We start from the raw sequence: 20776 nt of genomic DNA, 5'->3' as shown, positions 1-20776 counted from the left end.
CTCGAGTATTCTAACCGCCGTACCAACCCTCGAAGTCCGAATTTACAACTGGATTACCAATTCCAAAATAAAGAGAGAATATTCGCTGCTTAAAAGAGAATATTTACTTTTTAATATTCATAGTAAATATAATAAAATAAATCACAAATATGATTTTAAAGATAGATGGTCTTAGTCTACTCAATAGTGAAGTAAGCATCTAAAGAATTTAGGACAAGTGGTATAACAAGATCAGGCATTGTGAGGCTTCTTTCACAAAAAAGGAGTTCTAGTCTAATGGACCAGAACTCCTTGAGTGTTTTGTTGAAGACGCTAGACTTAGTTCAGGTCTGGTGCGCCAATCAATTTATTACTGATTTACTGTAGTTTTTGAGAACAAATCCGGCAGTGGGTTTGGCGTATTGACATTGGAGTTCACCTCGGACTGCGAATACAGGAACCGTTGTGGAAATGCGGGAGTAGGAGCTCCCGGCAACTGCCGCTTGTTGGGCAGCCCAATAGCATTATTTGTGCGCCGCAGGTCATTGAAAGGCTCTATTTGCCCAATAAAACTTACGTATCGTTCAGTCAAAATCTCATTGAGCATGTTGGCTGCTGTGGCTCCACCCGGAATATCTGCTAGCGTATAAGCATCATAACGGCCGCCGGGGTACTTGGTGCTCAATGCCGAGCGATGGGCATTAAGCGCTGTGAGGGCACTTGCCAGATTGCCTGCGCGGGCGTACGCTTCTGCCAGGATCAACTGGTTTTCGGAATACGTAAGGATGGGAAAATCCTCTGCCGGATCTGCAAAGCCTGAGTTGGCCAACAGTTGGTAGTCATCCAGATTGCCAGCTGTGCTGGACGCATTAAAGAAAAAGTTGAAACGCGCCGACTCATCTGTTTTGGTGTTGTTGCGGTTCCTGTTACCGGGCCGCGCCGGATCCAGCAGGCGAGCAGCATATGAGTCAGTTCCAGTCAGGTAGCTTACCCGCTGAGAGTTGAACTGGTAATAGAAGTTTTCGGCCCCATCCGACTCTTTGTGTGGCACTATCCAATCGTTGGCCGGTGCGCTTATCCCGTTGAGGGCTGCTTGGCGTGCCAGATCATACTGTTTGGTATGCAGGTAATAGCGCGCCTTGAGCGTATAGGCTGCTGCAACCCACTTCGTCGCGTTGCCTTGGTAAAATAGGTCACGTGGCGCACCGCCCGTTGTGTTGATTTTAGCAATAGCCTCGTCTAGCTCTTGTTGCAGTGCCACATATACCTGCGCCTGCGGGTCGTATACGGGGTTTGGGAAGTTGAGCCGGTCATTTACTTGGCTGAAAGGAATATCACCAAAAAGGCTGGTAGCCGTGCCTAAGGTATGGGCCTCTAAAACCTGCAGAATTCCTGACAGGCGAGGGTTCTGCTCCTGTAGCGCCCGGGCTGCCGCAATACGGCTCTGCGTGGCCACATCTACATACATTGTAGACCACATGTTATCGAAATTGCCAGCCGTGACATCGTAGCGGTTAATGCTCGTGTATTGCTGGTTGGCACCGGTAAACTGGGCCGTCCACATCGAGGAGATACGGGCGGCTTCGCCTTCGTGAATAACGGCGTCAGCTAGCTCAATGCCTTGTAGCATATTCTGCGCATCGGCTGATGGCGGTTGGTTTGGATCGACGTCCAAATCGTCCACGAAGTCTTGGCAAGAGCCTAACGACAGGCCCAGAAACAATAAGAAGGTATGGTTGAATTTTATTTTCATGACAACGAAATGCAGGAGGAAAGCAAACACTAGTAGGTAAGACGCAGGCTAACCAGGAAGGAGCGGGTGCCAGGGTTGTTGAAATACTCCAAGCCCCGGCCAGCGCTCTGGCCGGTAAGGTTGGTTTCCGGATCTACGCCTTTGAATTCCTTGGTCCAGAGAACCAGGTTGCGGCCTGTCAGCGTGAACTCAACATTGCTAAGCTTAGTGAATTTGCGGAAGCCTTCTGAGTTCAGAGTGTAACCCAGCGTCAATTCACGCAGGCGCATCCATGTAGCATCTTGGATAAACTGCTCGCTCAGGTTGCCGAAGCCACCACCTGTGTTGCGGTACCAGGCTTCGTTGAGTGCAACTGGCCCAGCTCCAAAATTTCCAACGCTCCCACGGAAGGTCACAGAACCATCGGTGTTGGTGTTAGGGGTATTTGCGTAGAAGGCGGCAGCAGTGGCCCCGCTAAATACGCGGGTGCTGCGTGCTTCTTCTGCCGTTAGCGTGGTTTGTACATCCGTGAATTTGGACACCCCAAAATTTCGCAGGATGCTCTCGGTGCCAGCCCAGATGTCGCCACCCTGTTGCCGTTCTACAAGTGCATACAAGCGTAGGCCTTTGTAGCTCAGGGAAGTGTTCAGGCCCGAGCGCCAATCTGGGTTTGGATCTCCGATAACACCTTCTGTTGCTGCCGCCACAGGAAAGCCGTTATCACCTACCCGAATATTGCCGGCATCATCCCGGTCATATCGTCCACCCCAGAGGGCGCTGAAGGGATACCCTTCTACAACCCGGGCAGAAGTGCCGACGAAGCCAGCCAGAAATAGTGACTCAGCCCCTGCTACACTCAGCACTTTGTTGCGGTTGCGGGTCCAGTTGCCGCCTACATTCCAAGTGAAATCTCCCAGTTTCAGAATATCTGCATTCAAGTCAATTTCGATGCCCTTGTTACGGATCTGAGCAGCGTTGGCCCACTCAGAGGTATAGCCAGAGGAAGGTGGCGTTGGCCGCGTGATAATAACATCGGAGTTAAGATTGCGGTAATATGTAGCACCCAGCGTAATCCGGTCCTGCAGGAAGCGCAGATCAATACCGCCTTCCAACTCGTCCTTCCGCTCAGGCTTTAGCTGAGAATTGCCACGGACTGATGTACGGGAGAAAGAACCATCGTATGAAGCAGGGTTAGCTACTACGCCGTAGCTGTCGCCACTGCCCGCAGTTGAATAAGTGTCGCGCACTATATATAGTGGCGGCTCCAGGCCAACGCGGCCGTATGCAGCCCGAAACTTACCGAAGCTGAGTATAGAGTTGTCAGCGAGAAAAGGCAGCTTGGAAAACTGCCAGGCCAAGTCAACTGAGGGGTAGAAGAAGAGGCTACGAGTGTCGGGACCAAACGTGGAGGAGTTCTCCAGGCGGCCACTGGCATTCAAAAACAGCTGCTCGTTGTAGACAAGGTTGATGGTGCTATAGGCGGCAGAGTTGCGTCTTTTTGTCTCATAATCAAAGGATTGTGTGTTGGCCAGCGACGCATTGCCGAAGAAGCTCAGGTCCCTCACATCCAGGATGAAGCGGCCGTAAGTAGCGCCGTAGTTGTAGTCGGTGCGCTGGTTGAAGTTGGTACCTACCAGCAACGTGCCGCTCAGCTTCTCGCTGAAAGTATGCGAGGCCCGTGCGAAAACATCACTATTGAGTTGGGTTTCCGTATAGTTTTCCTCGGTAGCCGACCCCAGTCCATCATTTTCGGCAGAGTTAATCGGGTAGAGGTCACGCCGATTTTCGGAATAGAAGTCGGCCCCAAAGCGGGCCGTAATGCTCAGCCAGGGTAGCGGATCCAAGCCAATTTCAGAGGAGCCGATGAAACGGTCAACCACGTTAGGGTTTTTCTGCTCCTGAATAGTCCAGAGGGCATTGTTGTAGCCCGGGTTCTGGCGCTGTCCGATTTGGTTGCGGTAAGAGCGTTGCCGGTTAACGCCTACTTCCGTCGGGCTGAAATACGTGCCGATATAATCAGACTGGTCAAAGTCGGGCGATGTGCGCAGCAGGCCTAAATAGAGGCCGGAAGTGTTGGAGCCTTGCTGAATCCGGTTGGATGTTACCCGGCTATACGTAGAAGTTCCGGCCAGCCGAACCACCTTATTGAAGCGCTTCTCCGCATTGATGCGCGCAGTAGAGCGATGATAGTCGGAGTTGTAGCGGATGATACCTTTCTGATTCAGATCTGACAGGCTCACGAATATGTTGCTTTCGCGGTTGCCGGCGCTCAGGCTCAGGTTGTTTTCAAGGAAGCTGCCCGTGTGGAAGACGCCATCAAAGTTTTTCTGCAAGTAGTTTTCCCGGCTGTTTTTGCGAACGATGGGATAGTATACGTTCCCATTTGGAGCCACAAAGTAGCTAGGCGAGTTACGGTTTACATCATCAGGCGCACCACTGCGACTGGCAATTCTGTCACCCCAGGTGTAGCCCGCATCAATCTGCCCGGAGTTAACGGTAGTAGCATTGCCGTTGCTGCCTTGGCCATACGTGTCCTGCAGATCGTGCTTGTAAGAAACCCGGTCAATGGAATACGTAGCGCCGTACGTAACACTGAGCTTGCCGGCATCGGTGCTGCCCCGCTTGGTGGTAATGACAATAACGCCATTGGAGGCTCTTGAGCCCCAAAGTGCGGCCGCAGCTGCTCCTTTCAGGACCTGTACTGAAGCAATATCATTGGGGTTGATGTCATTGAGGCGCGACTGCTGGGCCACGCCGGCTGTGGAGGTGCCTTGCGAGCCAACTCCTGAAGAGGTGTTGTATACCGGCACCCCGTCGATGACAATCAATGGCTGCGTTTCGCCATAGATGGTGTTTTGCCCCCGGATCTGGATGTAGGCACCCGCGCCAGGGTCACCGTTGGCCCGTGTGATGGACAGGCCGGAAGATTTGCCCGATAAACCCGTAATAACACTCGTTTCGCCAGACTGAGTGACGGCCGCCCCGCTTACACGCGAAGTAGCGGTGCCAAGCTCATCCTTATTTTCTTTGATACCCAGCGCCGAAACAACCACTTCGCTCAGCTGCTTGGCGTCCGTTTCCAGACTAACATTAACAGTGCCACCACTAACGGAACGCTCTACCGTCGTGTAGCCTACAAAGCTGAATGATAAGGTACTAGAAGATGCTGGTACTTCCAGCGAAAAGCGGCCCTCAGCATTCGTTGAAGTACCAATATTAGTGCCCTTAGCCAGAACTGTTACCCCCGGCAATCCCTGTCCATTCGTCTGGTCGGTAACCTGGCCAGAAATAGTTCTGACCTGTGCTTCCACATGCTGCAGGGTAACGGAAGTGAGGAGAGTAACTAGTAGTAAATGTCTCTTCATGTGAGCGGGAAAAATGAGAAAATGAAAAACAGGGTGGAAAATAATGAAAATATGTACAGCGAGTAGTAGACAAGTTGAAAAGGAGATATTTTAAATTTATTCTATTGAATATGCGCTTGTCAGGGGCATATGAATAATTCCTGTTCACAAACTTTGCAATCTTCGCAATGCAAAAAATCACGCGCGCGGGCTACGCCCATTGAGGTTTTTTCGCTACGTTTGGCCCAAACCTTTCACATACCTCAAATTTCACTCACCCAAACTCACTCACCTACATGCGTAAACTTCTCCTAAGTGCGCTGATGGTGTCGCCAGTCCTGATGCAGCAGGCAGCGGCCCAGAATCGCAGCATTTCCGGCCGAGTCACTGACTCAGCTACCGGGCAGGGATTGCCTGGTGTAACCGTTCTCGTGAAGGGAACTACGGTAGGAGCTTCTACCAATGCCGATGGATCATATTCGCTGAATGTGCCGGCTACGGCCACTACGCTCAGCTTTAGCTTTATTGGCTACGCTACAATTGATAAGCCGATTGGAGACGCATCCAGCATCAACGCTGATCTGTCTGCCTCTGCTCGTGACCTTGGTGAAGTTGTTGTAACGGGTCTGGGTACGAGCGTGGCTCGTGCTAACCTCGCTAACAACGTTGCTACCATTTCCGGTGCTGAACTGATTGGCCGTACGCGTCCATCCACAGTAGATGGTGCCATGTATGGCAAACTATCAGGTGCCGTTATCTCGCAGAACAGCGGTGCTCCTGGTGGAGGCTTCTCGGTTCAGCTGCGTGGTCCATCGTCCATCAATGGCTCGTCGGAACCACTGTACATCGTTGATGGTGTATATGCCAACAACAACTCGTACGACTCTGGCCGGGCTGCCGGACCTTTTAGCAACGCAGGCGGCGGCCGTCAGGATGGTGCCACTAACCGTCTGTCTGACCTTAACCCAGATGATATTGAGAACATCGAAGTACTGAAAGGTTCTTCCGCTGCCGCCATCTACGGTCAGCGCGCTAACGCTGGTGTAATCATTATCACCACTAAAAAAGGCAAGATTGGTCAGACCAAGATCAGTGTTCGTCAGGACTTCGGTGTTACCACGATTCTACGCAAATTCGGCAAATCTGATTTTACCGACGCGAAGATCGATCAGGTTTTCGGTGGTGATGCTGACGAAAAAGCGGCATTGGCGGCAGCAAACGCTTCCGGCAAAATCTACGACTACGAAGACGAACTGTTCGGTAACACCGGTTTCCTCTCGAACACCAGCGTAAACGTGTCTGGCGGTGGCGAGCGGGTGCGCTTCTTCGTGTCGGGCTCTCGCACGGACGAAGGTGCTATCCAGAAGAAGCTGGGCTTCCAGCGCAATAGCGTTCGGGCCAACGTAAGCACGGATATCACGAAGAACTGGGATTTCAGCCTGAACTCGAACTATGTTAATTCGAGCAACCAGCGCGGCTTCTCAAACAATGCCAACACGGACGCCACGGTTCCTTACCTGGTAGCCGTTACCCCAAGCTACGCCGACCTGTTCCCTGTTAACGGGGTATATCCACGCAACCCATACGCTGGTGAAAACCCGCTGGCTCTGCGTGACCGGGGTATAAACAACGAGAAGACCAACCGCTTCCTGCAGTCGTTCACCTCGAACCTCTACTTCTTCCGCAACGACAACAGCACGCTCCGTCTGGCCGCTTCGGGTGGTGTAGACTTCGCGCTGACGGATGCCGAACTGTACCTGCCCGAAGATCTGCAGTCGCAGTCTGGCTTGGCTAACCCAGGTGCCTCGCGTTACTCTAAGAACAAGCAGCTCAACACCAACCTGCAGGCTTTGTTGATCCACACGTTGCAAGTCAGCAAACTGGGCTTCACTACCTCGCTGGGTACTACGCGCTTCTCGCAGGACCTGAACGTTGACTTTGTACAAGGTGAGGGCTTGCAGCCAAAGCTGAAGAACCCAGCACGAGCCAACCGCCAGACCCTGTCGCAGGCTTTCCAGTCCAGCGTCGACTTGGGTTACTCTGCTCAGGAGGAAATCAACTTCAATGACCAGATTGTAGGTACTGTTGGCTTGCGTGCTGACCAGAGCAATCTGAACGCTGACCCTAGCAAGCTCTACTTCTTCCCGCATGCCTCGCTGGCCTTGAACGTTGCTAACTTCGATTTCTGGCCTGCCAAGGATCAAGTAAACCAATTCAAGCTGCGCGCTGCTTACGGCGAAACGGGTGGTGTGCCTCAGTTCGGTTCCTACTTTACTCCGCTTAACTCGGTGGTAATTGACACCCGTCTGGGTCTGCGGAACTCTACTACTATCGGTAACGATCGAGTTTCTCCTGAGCGTGCTGCTGAGCTCGAAGGAGGTGTGGATCTTGCCTTCTTGAACAACAAGCTCACGCTTGAGGCTACTGTCTATCGCAAGAAAGTAACCGACCTGCTGTTCACTTATACTTTGGCTCCTTCTACAGGTGTCCTCAATGTGTCAGCCTTCCCAGTTGGCGACCTTGTCAACAAAGGTATTGAACTTGGCTTGGGCGTTCTGGCAGTTGATCAGCCAAATTTCCGTTATCACCAACAGACTCAGTTCTGGTTTAACCGTTCGGAGGTAACCCGTCTGATTGTGCCAACGCAATCAGCAGGGCCGGGTTTCGCTTCGCTATATGGTCAGAACTTCCTGAAGCTGGGCGAGTCGCCAACGCGCTGGTTCGGTAACCCGCTTGTGGATGGTATTCCAACCGCTTACCAGGAGTCGCAGCCTAAGTACCAGGTAACGTTCGCCAATGATTTTACTTTTCTGAAGAAAATCGACTTCTCCTTCCTGATTCATGTTAAGCAGGGTGGCTATAACAGCACGCTTACCCAGAATGCCTACGACCAGGGAGGTACCTCGCCAGACTACAGCGACCCATACACCTACACGGACGAAGATGGCAACGTAGTAAACAGTACGTTGGGTTATGAGCGCTTCAACGGCCCGCTGTCGGGGCAATCGTCCAACTACATTCAGGACGCTAGCTACATGAAACTGCGTGAAGTTTCGCTGTACTATACCTTCAGCAAAGATCAGTTGGGTGCTACGCTTGGCAAATCGGTACAGCGCATCAAAGTTGGGGTATCAGGTAATAACCTGTTGGTGGTGACTCCTTACAAAGGAGGCTTCGATCCAGAGGTGTCTAACTTCGGTAGCCGTCCAGTTGGTGGCAACCAGGATCTGTACTCTTTCCCAAGCGCACGTCGGATGTTCCTGCACTTGAACTTTGACTTCTAAGCGGCTGTTTTTCAAGCGCTTTTCATCCCAACATTCGACTTGTCATCATGAATAAAATGTTTATTAAAGCACTGCTAATGGGCGGTGTAATGGCTACCGTTTCCGGGTGTGGCTATTTTGATGTGGAGAAGCTGGAAGATCCTAACCAGCCTACTCTCGTCTCTGTACTGAACAATGCCACCAAACAACAATTGGACTATTTGGCAGCCGGTACTTTCTCGGACATGCGTACCAACGTGGACGGTATCGTATGGTACCACCAGATTACGGGAGCAATAGGCCGGGAGGTATATGTGCTGGCTGGTTCTGATGCCAGATATGCAACCAACCTTCTCGGTATTGGTACCGCTGGTTTCGACAACAATAACTTCCTGAGCGGCCGTTATTTCACCACTTACTCTTCTTCGCGCCGTACGGCTCGTATTCTAGCTGCCTCAGCCCAGAATACACAGTCCATCACTGCGGAGCAGCGCAATGGCTATCTGGGTTTGGCCAAGACGGCAGAGGCCTATGCTATGCTAGTGCTGTCGGATATGCAGTATGAGAATGGCTTGCGTATTGACGTTACTGATGAGCAGCGTCCAGGTAAAATTCGTCCTTATGACGAAGTATTAACCGCCATCAAAACGCTGCTTGACGGCGGTGCTGCTGACCTTGCTGCTGCAGGTACTGAGTTGCCTTTTATCGCTCCCAATGGCTTTGCTACCGGATTGGCTGGTGGAGCCTATAACACGAGTGCTGGTTTCCTGAAATTCAACCGTGCGTTGGCTGCTCGTTTGGCCATTCGCCGGGCTTCGCGCACTGGTGGCAATTACAATGAAGTGCTGACTGCTCTGGCTGGCAGCTTCATTAACGATGCTGGTGCTTTGACCATCGGTCCGCGCTTCAACTACGGTGGTACGTCGCCAGACGTAATTAACCCTCTCTTTCAGGCTCGTAACTTCACTGGCTCGGTTGTAACGGTTGCGCACCCTTCTTTCCGTCGTGACATTCGGGCCACGGACACGCGTATCAGCAAAATTGCTGCTCGCACGGGTCCGCTCTCACCACCTCGCCAGGGCTTTACCAGCTCGGATGACGTAGTACTTTATCCTACGAACACGTCGCCAATTCCAGTTATCAAAAAAGAGGAACTGGTACTGCTGTCGGCTGAAGCTCACCTGCGCACCGGCGCTATTGCTACGGCTGTAACGGAAGTGAATTCAGTTGGTACCGCTTATAGCGCGTCACGCCCAACTCCTCTCACAGCAGCGTCTCCAGTAGCTGACATTCTGGATGAAATCCTGTACCAGCGTCGCTATTCGTTGTTCTTTGAAGGACAGCGCTGGGTTGACCTGCGTCGTCTGGATCAGTTTTCTCGTCTGAATGCTCCTGGTTCTACCTTGCCAGAGGTATCCAGCACTGGTTTGCAGACTACTATTGTACGTCAGCTGCCTATCCCGTTTGCTGAAATTGCGTGGGACAACGCTAATCCATAAACCGTCATCTGACGGCTAGTACAAGAAAGGGCAGCCACATTGGCTGCCCTTTTTTTATGCGTTATCCGAGATAGGGTCTTGCAATAGGAGGCTAAGATGTCAGAAATATCCTTTGATCTTAGTTCGCCATCAAATAGCCGCGGATGTATTCGTCTAAGTCGCCATCCAGCACGTTCTGCACGTCGGTGCGCTCGATGCCGGTGCGCAGGTCCTTGATGAGCTTGTAGGGATGGAGCACGTAGTTGCGAATCTGCGAGCCAAAATCGATGCGCTTCTTGCCGGCTTCCACTACGTCGCGGGCAGCATTGCGCTTGTCCATTTCGATTTGGTAGAGGCGCGACTTGAGCATGCGCAGGGCATGCTCTTTATTCATGAGCTGGCTCCGCTCGATCTGCACGGCGATGATGATGCCGGAGGGCGCGTGCGTGAGGCGCACGGCAGTTTCTACCTTGTTCACGTTCTGTCCACCGGCACCACCTGCCCGAAACGTGTCCCAGCTGATATCGGCGGGGTTTATTTCGATTTTGATGGTGTCGTCAATCACCGGGTAGGCGAAGATGGAGGCAAAGGATGTGTGCCGCCGGCCGCTGCTGTCGAAGGGCGACATGCGCACGAGGCGATGGACACCAATCTCGCTTTTGAGGTAGCCGTAGGCGAAGGGGCCGTCGATTTCCAGCGAAGCCGACTTGATGCCGGCGCCCTCGCCGGGCTGGTAGCTGAGTTGGCGCACCGTGAAGCCGTGCTTTTCGCCCCACATGATGTACATGCGCATGAGCATCTCGGCCCAATCCTGGCTTTCGGTGCCGCCGGCGCCGGGGTTGATGTCGATGACGGCGGAAAGCTGATCTTCTTCATCGGAAAGCATGCGCTTGAACTCCAACTGCTCGACAGACTTCTGCGCGGCGGTGAACTCCTGCGCCATTTCGGCTTCCGTGGCTTCTCCTTCGCGGTAGAAGTCATAGAGTACCTCCACGTTGCTGACGGATTGCTCCACGGCCTCGTAATCATCGGTCCAGACTTTCACGGACTTGATGTCGCGCAGGATGGATTCTGCCTTTTTGGAATCCTCCCAGAAGTCGGGGGCGGCGGCCTGGGCCTCAGTGGCTAGGACTTGGGTTTTGCGGTTATCGTAGTCAAAGATACCTCCTCAGGGCCTCGGCGCGGCCCTTCAATTCCTTTACCTGGTCGTGGGTCATTGGAAAGGTTAAATGGTGAGAGTTGAATGCGTAAAGGTCTGTAAAATTAAACGGCCAGCCTCTGGTAGGAAGCTGGCCGTTTGAAGCAGGAATGGTTTCTGCAAAAAGCTGCTGAGTTACACGGCTACCATCCAGCCGTGCGTATCGGCAGCCTGGCCGGTCCGGATAGCTTGCAGGGCATCACTGACGCGCAGTGAGAAGGCATCGGCAGCGGGCTTGGGCAGTTCGTGGTCGTGGCCTTGGTAGCCGATTACGGCGATAGGGGCAATGGTGGCGGCGGTGCCTACCCCGAAGGCTTCCTCCAGCTTGCCGTCTGCCAGCGCCTGCATCACCTCTACCGCAGACACTTTACGCTCTTCTACCTGCATCCCCCAGTCGCGGGCCAGCTGCAGCACGCTGCGGCGCGTGATGCCGTCGAGGATGGAGCTGCTCAGGGCCGGGGTCACCAGCTTGCCATCGATGACGAAGATGGCGTTCATGGTGCCCGATTCCTCTACGTAGCGGTGCTCGGAGGCATCGGTCCAGATAAGCTGGTTGTAGCCTTCCTGCTGGGCAAGCTTGGTGGGATACATAGCCGCGCCGTAGTTGCCGGCATTCTTGGCGAAGCCTGCGCCACCTTCGGCGGAGCGCACGTATTTCTCCTCGAAGCGCACGCGCAGCGGCTTATTGTAGTAGAGGCCGACGGGGCAAGTGAAGATGACGAAACGGTACGACTCGGAAGGGCGCACGCCGATGAAGCCGTCGGTGGCGTACATGAACGGCCGGATGTAGAGGGCGCTGCCCGACGAATTGGGCACCCACTCGGAATCGAGGCGGATGAGTTGGGTGAGGCCCTGCATGAACAGCTCCTCGGGCACGGCAGGCATGCACATGCGCTCGGCCGAGGCGTTGAGGCGGTGCACGTTGTCAAGCGGGCGGAACAGCGCAATGTCGCCGTCGGCATTTTTGTAGGCTTTCATACCCTCGAAAATGGCCTGCCCGTAGTGCAGGGCCGAGTTGGCGGGGCTCACCGTCATGTCGCCGTAGGGCAGCAGCTGGGGCTCCTGCCATTCGCCGTCGCGGTAGTCTACCACGAACATATGATCGGAGAAGATTTTGCCGAACTCAATATGTTCGGGGTCCAGGTGTTCGAGGCGCGAGGCCGTAGTACGCTGGGTCCGGATGGTGAGGGTTTCGAGCATGGAAAAGGGAGGGTAAAGGGAGGGGGATGGGGGAATTTGGGCAGGTAAGCGGGGCGTGGTACTTGAAAACGAAAGCAGTAAGGGAGTAGTTGCCAAGACGGGCCGCATGGCCGGAAGTTGCACCAAAGATGGTGGAAAGGCGCAACTACCCGCGGCTACATGCGCGGCTTCCAGCTAACTTCTTCGGCGCCAAGGTCATGGCTCATCTGGCGGCTCAGCACGAATAGATAGTCGGAGAGGCGGTTGAGGTACATCACCACCAAGTCGGCTACGAAGGAGTCTTCACGGAGGTGAATCACGAGCCGCTCGGCGCGGCGGCATACGCAGCGCGCTACGTGCGCAAACGACACCGACTGGTGCCCACCGGGCAGAATGAACACCCGCAGCTCAGGCAGGTTGGCGTTCATGGCGTCCATTTCGGATTCCAGCAGCGTTACATCGGCCTCATGCAGGTCCGGAATCTTCATCTTCGATTTCTCGGGGTCGGAGGCCAGCGACGAGCCGATGGTGAACAGGCGGTCCTGGATTTCCTTGAGCAGGTCGCGGCGGGCGGCATTCACGTCCTGGTCGCGGAGCAGGCCGATGTAGGAGTTCAGCTCATCCACGGTGCCGTAGCAGTCGATGCGGAGGCTGGACTTGGGCACCCGGGTTCCTCCGATAAGCGAGGTCAGGCCTTGGTCGCCGGTTTTGGTATATATTTTCATGAAGCCAATTCGGGGAAGTGCGCTGGTGGGCAGGCCGGCGCGGATTTCGGTCGAAAGTAAAGAAGGCCTTTCAGCAGCGCTTGTTCCTTGTTGAAGGGATAACAGGCAACCTGCGAAAAGGCCTTGCTCTCGACAAAAATACTAGGTTTTACTTGGCAATCTCCACGTGGTGAGTGGCCACATCGGTGTTCTCCATGTCCGACTCCACGAGGCCGTCGCGCAGGCGCACGATGCGGTGGGCGTAGCGGGCAATGTCCTCTTCGTGAGTTACCATGATGATGGTGTTGCCTTTCACGTAGAGGGCCTCGAACAGGTCCATGATTTCGTGGCTGGTCTTGGTGTCGAGGTTGCCGGTGGGTTCGTCGGCTAGGATAATGCTGGGGTCGTTGACGAGGGCGCGGGCAATGGCTACGCGCTGGCGCTGGCCGCCGCTCAGCTCGTTGGGGCGGTGCTTGGCCCGATCAGCCAGGCCTACGCTACGCAGCGCCTGCATGGCCTTTTCCTCGCGGTCAGACTTGCTATATCCGGCGTAGATGAGCGGCAAAGCCACATTATCGAGGGAGGTAGCGCGGGGCAGCAGGTTGAAGGTCTGGAAAACGAAGCCGATTTCCTTGTTGCGCACGTCGGCCAGTTGGTTGTCGCTCATGTGGCTCACGTCCTTGCCATTGAGGATGTACTGCCCGCCCGTGGGGGTATCGAGGCAGCCGACAATGTTCATGAGCGTGGACTTGCCGGAGCCGGAAGGCCCCATGAAGGCGACATACTCACCGCGCTGAATGGTGATGGTAACCGAGCGCAGGGCATGGATTTCCTCGGTGCCCATCCGATACATCTTCGAGATGTCGTGGGTGTCGATAACGGGGTTCAGCATAGCCGGGCCGGGTTAGTTCCAGGGAGCAACCGCCGCTGCCTGAGCGGCAAGGCGGGCGTCGTACAGTATACGAAAGGTAGCATATTCGTCGGGGGAAAGCAACGGCCGCAGTTTGGCGAGCGAAGTGGTGGCGTATTCGGCCAGGCCGGCCGGAATGGCCGCCAGCGCATAGGCCTTCAACAGCGGAACTGACTCCGGGTTATACTCCAGGGCTGCTTGCAGCGCGCCGTAAGCGCCCAAATAATCTTTTTGCCGCGAATAAAACTTTGCTGCCGCCAATACGCCCGACTCCAGGAAGGGGGCTTCCTGCAGCAGGCGGCGGTAGAGCTGGCCAGCTTGCTTGGTCTGGCCGGCTTTGTCAGCCAACGCAGCCTGATAGGAGAGGCGGTAGGGCTGGTGCAAGGCCGCGAAGTAGCCGCTGGCTACCAGCTGGCGCAGGCCGGCCGTATTCTGCTGGCGCAGCAGCAGGTCGCCGCGCACTACGTCCCACTCAGAAGCTTCCGGGGTTTGCTGGGTTGGGGCCGGGGCAAAACGAGCCACCGCCTGCGCGGCAGCGGCTAGCTGGTCGGCCTGCAAAGCACGGGGCATCTGGGCCAGCAGCGCAGTTTCGCGCAACTTGCCTTCAGGCAGGCGTTCAGCTGCGGGCAGCATTTCCGCCGGGGGCAGCATGTAGCCCAGCAATGCCAGATACTGTGCCTGAGTAGCCGCCGGAGCCGCAGTATACGTCTGCGGATAGGTGAGGGAAAGCAACTGCTGCAGCTGCCGGGCCGGACGTTGCAAGGCGGTATCGGGCTGCGCCAGTATGGCGGCGGCGGCGGCCCGCGCCGAGTCCGGCTGCTGGTTCAGGGCTAAAGCGTATGCGCGGTGTAGCTGAGCTTCGGGGTAGCCGTTGCGGCCGGCGGCGGCGAAGGTGGCGGCTGCCGAGCTGTAGGCGCGCTGCTCTAGTAGCCACAGCGCTTCCAGATTCTGGTAATAAGCGGCGCTGGGTGTGTTGCCAGCCAGCAGCGGTGCCAGCGTGGTGCGGGCTGGCACAGGCTGGCCGCCATAATGCTGCGTGAGGCCCCGAAGGAACGTCAGCTGCTCGAAGTAGTCGGTGTTGCTGGGGCGCTGGACCAGCTGCGTGAGGGTCGACAGGTAGCTGGTATCGGCCTGCTGCACTTTCCACAAGGCGGCATGGTAGAGGCGCGCAAACTCCGATACCGTCAGGTTGGCAGCGGGGGCGGGAGCGGGCACCGCGGGCAGGGCCACCGTAGCGCGCAGTGACTGTTGGGCCAGCAGCAGCACGTTGCTTTGCCAGGCGGCGTCATCTGTGGGCTTGGCTTCCTGCACCAGTTTAGCGGCATCCGCGAACTGTGCGTTCTGCAGTAGGAAGGCCAGGCGGTTGGTACGTACCACCGGGCTGCCCGGGTCGGCGGCTTCGGCCCGGTTGAGGTACCAGTTCACCGAGTCGGAGAGGGTGGAGCGGGAGTAGAGGTGCGCCAGGTCGTTATTGAGGCGGGGACTGGTGGGGGCGTTTTTCAAGCCCTCGCGCAGCACTGCCAGCCGGTCGAAGAAGTCGTTGGGCTCGTTGTAAAGGGCGGCTAGACGCAGGGAAATCTTTTCAGAGGGCCGGCGGCTGAGGGCCCGGCGCAGGATGTTGATTTCGTTCTGGCGCTGCAGCCGGAACCGGTAGAGCGCCGCGCGGCCCAGGCTGGCCTTGTGGTTATGCTCGTCCAGAATGTCGCTCTCGGCGTAGTAGCGCTCGGCCAGCAATGCCAGCGCGTCGCGGGAAGGCTCCTGCTCACTTTGCAGGCGGGTCAGGTCGCCGAGGTTGTTGTAGTAGCCGGCCTGCACCTGGTAGAGCGTGGCGAAGTTGTTGCGGAACTCCACCGCGCCCACGCCGCCCAGCAGCAGCACGTACACGGCAAACAGCGGCAAGCGGCGCGGCTCATACACCACCCGGTACACGCGCAGCCGCTGCCGGATCAGCGGCCCAAAGTTCACGAGGATATAGAGCAGGTAGGCGGCCCCGCCCACAAACAATACCAGCGCCGTGAAATGGCGCGCGGCCAGCAGCAGCGGGTCGTTGGCGGTAGCAAAGGCGTAGCCTAGGGCGGCCGCGGCCAGCAGCACCAGCACCGGATACAGGTAGAGGGCGCCTTCCCGGTACGGCAGCCAGTCGGCCGCGGCAGCGGCGCGGCGCGGCAGGCCCAGCCAGCCGATAACCACGGCCGGCAGCAGCAGCACCAGCGGGTCGAGGTGGAGGCCGGGCAGCAGCAGGTCGCCGTCGTTCCAGATGTACAGGCCCAGCATGCCCACGTACAGCATGCTGGCCGCCACAAAGGGCAGCAGCCCGAAACGGCTGGCGGGATTTTCGGCCTGGGTGTTGAACCACAGCAGGCCGTTGATATTCTCAAACGCCACCCACACCACCAGCAAGGCCACCAAAATAGCGCCGCCGTTGGTGAAGAAGCTGGCCAGATGCAGCGCCGTGGCATCCAGGGGCAGCTCGGAGCGCTGCACCAGCAGCAAACTCACGGCCAGCACCAGCCCGGCAAACAGCAGCAGCCGGCGTCCCAGCGGTACTTCCGGCCAGAAAGCGTGGAAGGCGTAGGCCGGCAGCACGAAAGCCGCCAGCATCAGCACCAGGAAATACTGCTTCTGCGAATCGAAGATGCCCAGCAAGTCGGCATTCAGCGACATCAGCAGGAAAATCAGCCCCGCCATGGCCGCCACAAACGTGGGGCGCGGCAGCGCGCTGGCCGCCGCCAGAAAGTACACCAGCGCGCCGGCCAGCAGCAGCAGCAGGCCATACGCGGCCTCCGGGCGCACGTAGGGCCCCACTAAGTCGTGGGTTTGGGTGAGCAGGTAGCCGTTGACGCGCACCGGCAGCTCGGCTAGGCCCGCCGCTACCGACGTCAGGACCGTGGGCACGGGCTTGAGCTGGGCTATGGCCTGCACGGGCAGTGCCAGGTCGTCGCCGGTGAAATAGTGGTAGACTGCCAGCAGCACCGCTACGGCTGCCAGGGCCGCCAGTGGCAGCCAAAGGGCGCCGCGCCCCGAAGTGGGGCGGGCAGCAGAAGAAGAGGCCGACACCAGACGCTATTCCAGAACTTTCGGTACGCGGAAATAATCGGAATCCTTGCGCGGGGCGTTGCGCAGGCCTTCCTGGTGGCTCACGGAGTTGTGCGCCTCATCGGGCCGCAGCACGTTGATTTCGTGCGACAGGTGCACCAGCGGCTCCACGTCGGTGGTGTCGAGCTGGCGGAGCTGGTCCACCCAGTTCAGGATCTTGTTCAGGTCGCCGAGCATCTGCTCCTCCTTGGATTCGTCGAGTTCGAGGCGGGAAAGATGGGCCAGTTGGCGCAGGGTGGCTAAGTCGGTGCTCACAGATCAATTAAGAATTAAGAATTGAAAATTAAGAATTGGTGGAGGCCAATTCCTGGTTTTTGGCAGCCTGCGCCGGATGGCTGGCATTTGGCGGCACCGGCGGCGCCGGAAGCCGGCGCCAGTGGCTGGGCTCCGGAATGCCCCGGGCGTCGGGGCGGAAGGCGCTGGCGATGGTGTCGTAGGCTTGCTGCCGAAGCCGGGGAGCATCGACAGCGGTGAGGCCGGTGGTGAAGATAGGCGCGTGCAGCGTGATGGCCAGCGGCGAGTAGCGCACCCGCAAACCTCCAACGTCGGGCATGAAGCGGTGGTTCAGTGGCATCGTGACGGGTACCAGCGGCACACCGGCCGCAATGGCCAGCTGAAACGCGCCGTCCTTGAACTCGCCCATCTCCTCGCCGGGCTTCTTGGAAATCGAGCCTTCCGGGAAAATAACGACCGAGCGGCCGGCTTCCAGCGAGCGGCGCGCCTGCACCATGGCCCGGCCCCGGCTCATGGCATTGTCGCGGTCGACGGTGATGTAGGCGCGCCCGAAAATGGGCCCCCACGCTGGCACGCGGGCCAGCGAAACTTTGCCCATGATGTTGAGCCAGCCCGGAATGGTGCTGAACAGCAGCGGAATATCGATATAGGAGCTGTGATTGGCCACGTACACGCACGGCTGACCGGCGGGCAGTGGGCTGTGGCGCACCACTTCCACCGGCATACCCCACATCCGGATGAAAAGCCGGCTCCAGCCGCGGTTGAGACTGTGCAGGTAGCGGTGCCCGCTTGGTCGCCGGCTCAGGGCCCATTGCAGCGGGTAGGTAACCACAAACGGCATCACAAACCAGAACGTCGCCCAGGTGGTGTAAAGCCGATGACCAAGATAGCGCAGAAGATGCCGCATAGCTGCAAAGGTAGGAACTTGGGTAGGTTCTGTCATCCTGAGCAGATCGAAGGACCTTATCACGCCGGAGTAGTCCTCGTTACAACGCCTTATGCTGGCGTGATAAGGTCCTTTGCTTCACTCAGGATGACAGGCCATTTGCTAAGCCTTCTTTCCCGCCAGCACCTTTTCCGCCTTCAGCAGGCCCGCCACGCTTACGGCGTCGGTGATGCGGTTGTCCATCACCATCTGCACGGCGTCGGCGAGGGGTAGCTTCCAGAGGCGCAGGTCTTCGGTTTCTTCGGGTTCCAGGTCGCCGGGCGTCAGGTCTTCGGCCAGAAACACGAAGCCTTCCTCATCGGTGACGGAGTTGGAGGTGTGCAGGCGGGCAATGTTGGTCCAGCGGCGGGCCGTGAGGCCGGTTTCCTCGCGCAGCTCCCGCTGCGCCGACTCCAGCACGTCCAGCTCCACAGGGCCGCCGCCCATCGGAATTTCCCAGCTGTACTCGCTGAGCGGGTAGCGGTACTGGCCCACCAGCCACGTATTACCTTCGTCATCCACCGGCACAATGCCCAGGGCCTTGTTTTTCATGGTCACGACACCGTAGATGCCGCGCCCGCCGCCGGGATTGAGCACCTGGTCTTCGCGCACCGAAATCCAGGGGTTGTGGTATTTCACTTCGGTGCTGAGCACCTGCCAGGGGTTGTGGTTTTCGTCGAGCGAAGGATCGGGATAGTGCATGAGCGGCAGCCTAATAAACGGTAGGCGGCAAAGGTACGGCCGGGGCGCAATTGACATCCATCGGGTGAGCGGGCGGCTTGGTCGGCAAAATCGGGCAGTTGGCCAAATAGATTAGAGCAAGCCGCTGATGGTGAGTAGCTTTGTTTCATTCAAGAAGGTGCGAGGGAGTTTTGTGGAAAGGAAGGCCTCTCCCGTACTGAGCCGGATGAATACTAAGAGTAGGGTGGATGATTACTAATAATTCATCCGGCGCCGAATGCAAAAGACCGTTGCCGCCCCGCAACGGTCTTTTTGTTTGGTTACGCGCCAGGCCCGGTGCCCCGGCCAAGATTCTGTTTCAACCTGCTTTCTGATGCCGCCGTACCAGTACTACGCCGGCTGCTCACATTCCGGTCGGCGTTGCATGTCTATGGCCAATCAGCCCAAAAACCAGCCCACCCAGAATGCTCAACCCGGCGACCCGCTCTTCAACCTGAAGCACGCACAGGCCGAATCGGAGCTGACCGCCCAGACCGGCGGCCTCGGCCCCACCACCAACGTGTATATCAGCACCGACGAAGACGCGGAGCTCGACGAAGGCCCGCGCGACAAGCAGGGGCTGCGCCGCGGCGAAACACCACCCAGTGAAGGTTCTGCCGCCGGCAGCCATAAATAAGTAGCGAGTAGTTTGTAGTGAGTACTGAGTGTTTTTCTCGCACTACTCACTGCCAAATATCCATTGCCAGAAAAGGCCTCTCCAGGTGCGTCAGCCGCTGGGGAGGCCTTTTTTTAGGTGCTGCGCCGAGGGCCGCCCTATCTTTGGGCCATGTTGCTTGCTTCCTACACTGATCAGCCGCTAGAGGCGGGCCTCGACGAAGCGGGCCGGGGCTGCCTAGCGGGCCCGGTTTTCGCGGCGGCCGTCATTCTGCCACCTGATTTCGCGCCGGCCTACCTCAACGATTCCAAGCAGTTGAGTGCCCGCCGCCGCACGGCGCTACGGGCCGAAATCTGCCAGCACGCCGTGGCCTGGGCCGTAGCGGAGGCGTCGCCCGCTGAAATAGCCGCCGTCAATATTGCGCAGGCTAGCTATCTGGCTATGCACCGCGCCGTGGCGGCCCTGGGCGTGGTGCCTACGCATCTGGCCGTCGATGGCAACCGGTTTAAGCCGTACGCGGGCCTCGAGCACACCTGCCTGATCAAGGGCGACACCCGCTTCCGGCACATTGCGGCAGCTTCCATCCTGGCCAAAACCTTCAGGGATGAGCGTATGAGCGAGCTGGCCGAACTCTATCCGGCGTATGGCTGGGAGCAGAATGCCGGCTACCCGACGCTAAGCCACCGGGCCGCTATCCGGCAGCACGGCCCCACCGAGCACCACCGGATGGGTTTTCGTTTGCTGTGATTGAGTGATGAGGTGAGTGGGTGATGAGGAAGAAATAAAAAGAACGTCATTCCGAGTTGAAGCGAGGAATCTCGCCAGTGTGGTAAAATCATTTACTACACTGGCGAGATTCCTCGCTTCACTCGGAATGACGTTCTTTTGTCACCTGTCACCTTTCACCTCATCACTTCACTACTCTTTCATCTTTAGCAGATCCAGAAACAGGCTGAAGCCGTCTACGGTCGTGCCGCCTTCGCCGAAGCTGTCGAAGCTTAGGGGCTTGATGATGTAGCCGCTCACGGCCAGGTTCTGGGCCTTGAGGCGCTCAGACTCCAGGTCGGAGGTGGTAGTGATGAACACGTTGAGGTTCACAAACTCCGGGTCGGAGCGTATCTGCTCCAGCAGCTCCAGGCCATTCATGCGGGGCATATTGATGTCGAGCATCACGACGCTAGGTTGCTCAATTTTGGTCTGGTCGGCTTCACCGCGCAGCATATTGAGGGCTTCGCGGCCGTTGCGGGCGATATGCAGGGGAACGTTGATATTATTCTTCCGAAGCTCACGCTGCACATTCATGATGTCCATCTGGTCGTCTTCAACTAGCAGAATACTAGGCATATTGGGTGTTGGTTGGTAAGAGCGGAAAACGCAAAACAAAAGCCATTCGGCCAG

Annotated in this window: 15 protein-coding genes; 4 read left to right on the top strand and 11 right to left on the bottom strand. The window is 57.0% G+C overall.

The annotated features are described in order from the left end of the window. Positions 1-349 precede the first annotated feature (349 nt). Entirely contained in the window at positions 350-1732 is a 1383-nt protein-coding gene (locus O3303_RS10355) for a SusD/RagB family nutrient-binding outer membrane lipoprotein (RefSeq protein WP_269558344.1), read from the bottom strand. A gap of 29 nt (positions 1733-1761) precedes the next feature. Next, positions 1762-5022, bottom strand: a complete 3261-nt coding sequence (locus O3303_RS10350; RefSeq protein WP_269558343.1) for a SusC/RagA family TonB-linked outer membrane protein — start codon at positions 5020-5022, stop codon at positions 1762-1764. A 329-nt stretch (positions 5023-5351) separates the two neighbouring features. Here O3303_RS10350 and O3303_RS10345 point away from each other — a divergent pair, with 329 nt between their 5' ends. Both O3303_RS10345 and O3303_RS10340 read left to right on the top strand, forming a co-directional pair. Continuing rightward, on the top strand, positions 5352-8339 hold the full coding sequence (locus tag O3303_RS10345) for a SusC/RagA family TonB-linked outer membrane protein (protein ID WP_269558342.1): 2988 nt from the start codon (positions 5352-5354) through the stop codon (positions 8337-8339). A gap of 47 nt (positions 8340-8386) precedes the next feature. Next, on the top strand, positions 8387-9817 hold the full coding sequence (locus tag O3303_RS10340; RefSeq protein ID WP_269558341.1) for a RagB/SusD family nutrient uptake outer membrane protein: 1431 nt from the start codon (positions 8387-8389) through the stop codon (positions 9815-9817). Between the two features lie 118 nt (positions 9818-9935). On the opposite strand, the gene prfB is transcribed toward O3303_RS10340, so the two are convergent. From prfB to O3303_RS10300, 8 genes are all read right to left on the bottom strand, one after another. Then, a protein-coding gene (gene prfB, locus O3303_RS10335; protein ID WP_434086398.1) for a peptide chain release factor 2 occupies positions 9936-11013 on the bottom strand; the annotation gives its coding sequence in 2 pieces (ribosomal slippage) (positions 9936-10961 and positions 10963-11013; 1077 coding nt in all). Between the two features lie 116 nt (positions 11014-11129). Beyond that, entirely contained in the window at positions 11130-12194 is a 1065-nt protein-coding gene (locus O3303_RS10330) for a branched-chain amino acid aminotransferase (protein WP_269558339.1), read from the bottom strand. Between the two features lie 155 nt (positions 12195-12349). After that, on the bottom strand, positions 12350-12898 hold the full coding sequence (locus O3303_RS10325) for a cob(I)yrinic acid a,c-diamide adenosyltransferase (RefSeq protein WP_269558338.1): 549 nt from the start codon (positions 12896-12898) through the stop codon (positions 12350-12352). Between the two features lie 148 nt (positions 12899-13046). Next, entirely contained in the window at positions 13047-13769 is a 723-nt protein-coding gene (locus O3303_RS10320) for an ABC transporter ATP-binding protein (protein ID WP_434086397.1), read from the bottom strand. Positions 13770-13781: 12 nt separating this feature from the next. Then, positions 13782-16844 (bottom strand): hypothetical protein, encoded by a 3063-nt coding sequence (locus tag O3303_RS10315; RefSeq protein ID WP_269558337.1) that lies wholly within the window; start codon positions 16842-16844, stop codon positions 13782-13784. A 6-nt stretch (positions 16845-16850) separates the two neighbouring features. Next, positions 16851-17138, bottom strand: a complete 288-nt coding sequence (gatC, locus tag O3303_RS10310; RefSeq protein ID WP_269558336.1) for an Asp-tRNA(Asn)/Glu-tRNA(Gln) amidotransferase subunit GatC — start codon at positions 17136-17138, stop codon at positions 16851-16853. A 28-nt stretch (positions 17139-17166) separates the two neighbouring features. After that, positions 17167-18024 (bottom strand): lysophospholipid acyltransferase family protein, encoded by an 858-nt coding sequence (locus O3303_RS10305; RefSeq protein WP_269558335.1) that lies wholly within the window; start codon positions 18022-18024, stop codon positions 17167-17169. Between the two features lie 141 nt (positions 18025-18165). Beyond that, a complete protein-coding gene (locus O3303_RS10300) occupies positions 18166-18744 on the bottom strand; it encodes an NUDIX domain-containing protein (RefSeq protein WP_269558334.1) in 579 nt (192 codons plus the stop codon). 403 nt (positions 18745-19147) lie between these two features. On the opposite strand from O3303_RS10300, the gene O3303_RS10295 reads away from it, so the two are divergent. Then, positions 19148-19399: a hypothetical protein gene (locus tag O3303_RS10295; protein ID WP_269558333.1), complete on the top strand. Its 252-nt coding sequence runs from the start codon at positions 19148-19150 to the stop codon at positions 19397-19399. A gap of 150 nt (positions 19400-19549) precedes the next feature. After that, positions 19550-20125, top strand: a complete 576-nt coding sequence (gene rnhB, locus O3303_RS10290; RefSeq protein WP_269558332.1) for a ribonuclease HII — start codon at positions 19550-19552, stop codon at positions 20123-20125. A gap of 171 nt (positions 20126-20296) precedes the next feature. On the opposite strand, the gene O3303_RS10285 is transcribed toward rnhB, so the two are convergent. Then, complete coding sequence (locus tag O3303_RS10285; protein WP_269558331.1) at positions 20297-20722, bottom strand: response regulator; 426 nt, start codon at positions 20720-20722, stop codon at positions 20297-20299. Positions 20723-20776: the final 54 nt, after the last annotated feature.

Origin of the sequence: Hymenobacter canadensis, from assembly GCF_027359925.1 — a bacterium.
GTDB classification, from domain to species: Bacteria; Bacteroidota; Bacteroidia; order Cytophagales; family Hymenobacteraceae; genus Hymenobacter; species Hymenobacter canadensis.
The sequence above is the reverse complement of the archived record's forward strand: the minus strand, read 5'-3'. Positions and strand labels throughout refer to the sequence as shown.

What these genes read in the sequence shown, in the direction of transcription:
- O3303_RS10325 (WP_269558338.1), bottom strand. Translation starts at nt 12,898, where the DNA reads ATGAAAATATATACCAAAACCGGCGACCAAGGCCTGACCTCGCTTATC.
- O3303_RS10345 (WP_269558342.1), top strand. Translation starts at nt 5,352, where the DNA reads ATGCGTAAACTTCTCCTAAGTGCGCTGATGGTGTCGCCAGTCCTGATG.
- O3303_RS10320 (WP_434086397.1), bottom strand. Translation starts at nt 13,769, where the DNA reads ATGCTGAACCCCGTTATCGACACCCACGACATCTCGAAGATGTATCGG.
- O3303_RS10300 (WP_269558334.1), bottom strand. Translation starts at nt 18,744, where the DNA reads ATGCACTATCCCGATCCTTCGCTCGACGAAAACCACAACCCCTGGCAG.
- O3303_RS10330 (WP_269558339.1), bottom strand. Translation starts at nt 12,194, where the DNA reads ATGCTCGAAACCCTCACCATCCGGACCCAGCGTACTACGGCCTCGCGC.
- rnhB (WP_269558332.1), top strand. Translation starts at nt 19,550, where the DNA reads ATGTTGCTTGCTTCCTACACTGATCAGCCGCTAGAGGCGGGCCTCGAC.
- O3303_RS10340 (WP_269558341.1), top strand. Translation starts at nt 8,387, where the DNA reads ATGAATAAAATGTTTATTAAAGCACTGCTAATGGGCGGTGTAATGGCT.
- O3303_RS10295 (WP_269558333.1), top strand. Translation starts at nt 19,148, where the DNA reads ATGTCTATGGCCAATCAGCCCAAAAACCAGCCCACCCAGAATGCTCAA.
- O3303_RS10355 (WP_269558344.1), bottom strand. Translation starts at nt 1,732, where the DNA reads ATGAAAATAAAATTCAACCATACCTTCTTATTGTTTCTGGGCCTGTCG.
- O3303_RS10285 (WP_269558331.1), bottom strand. Translation starts at nt 20,722, where the DNA reads ATGCCTAGTATTCTGCTAGTTGAAGACGACCAGATGGACATCATGAAT.
- O3303_RS10305 (WP_269558335.1), bottom strand. Translation starts at nt 18,024, where the DNA reads ATGCGGCATCTTCTGCGCTATCTTGGTCATCGGCTTTACACCACCTGG.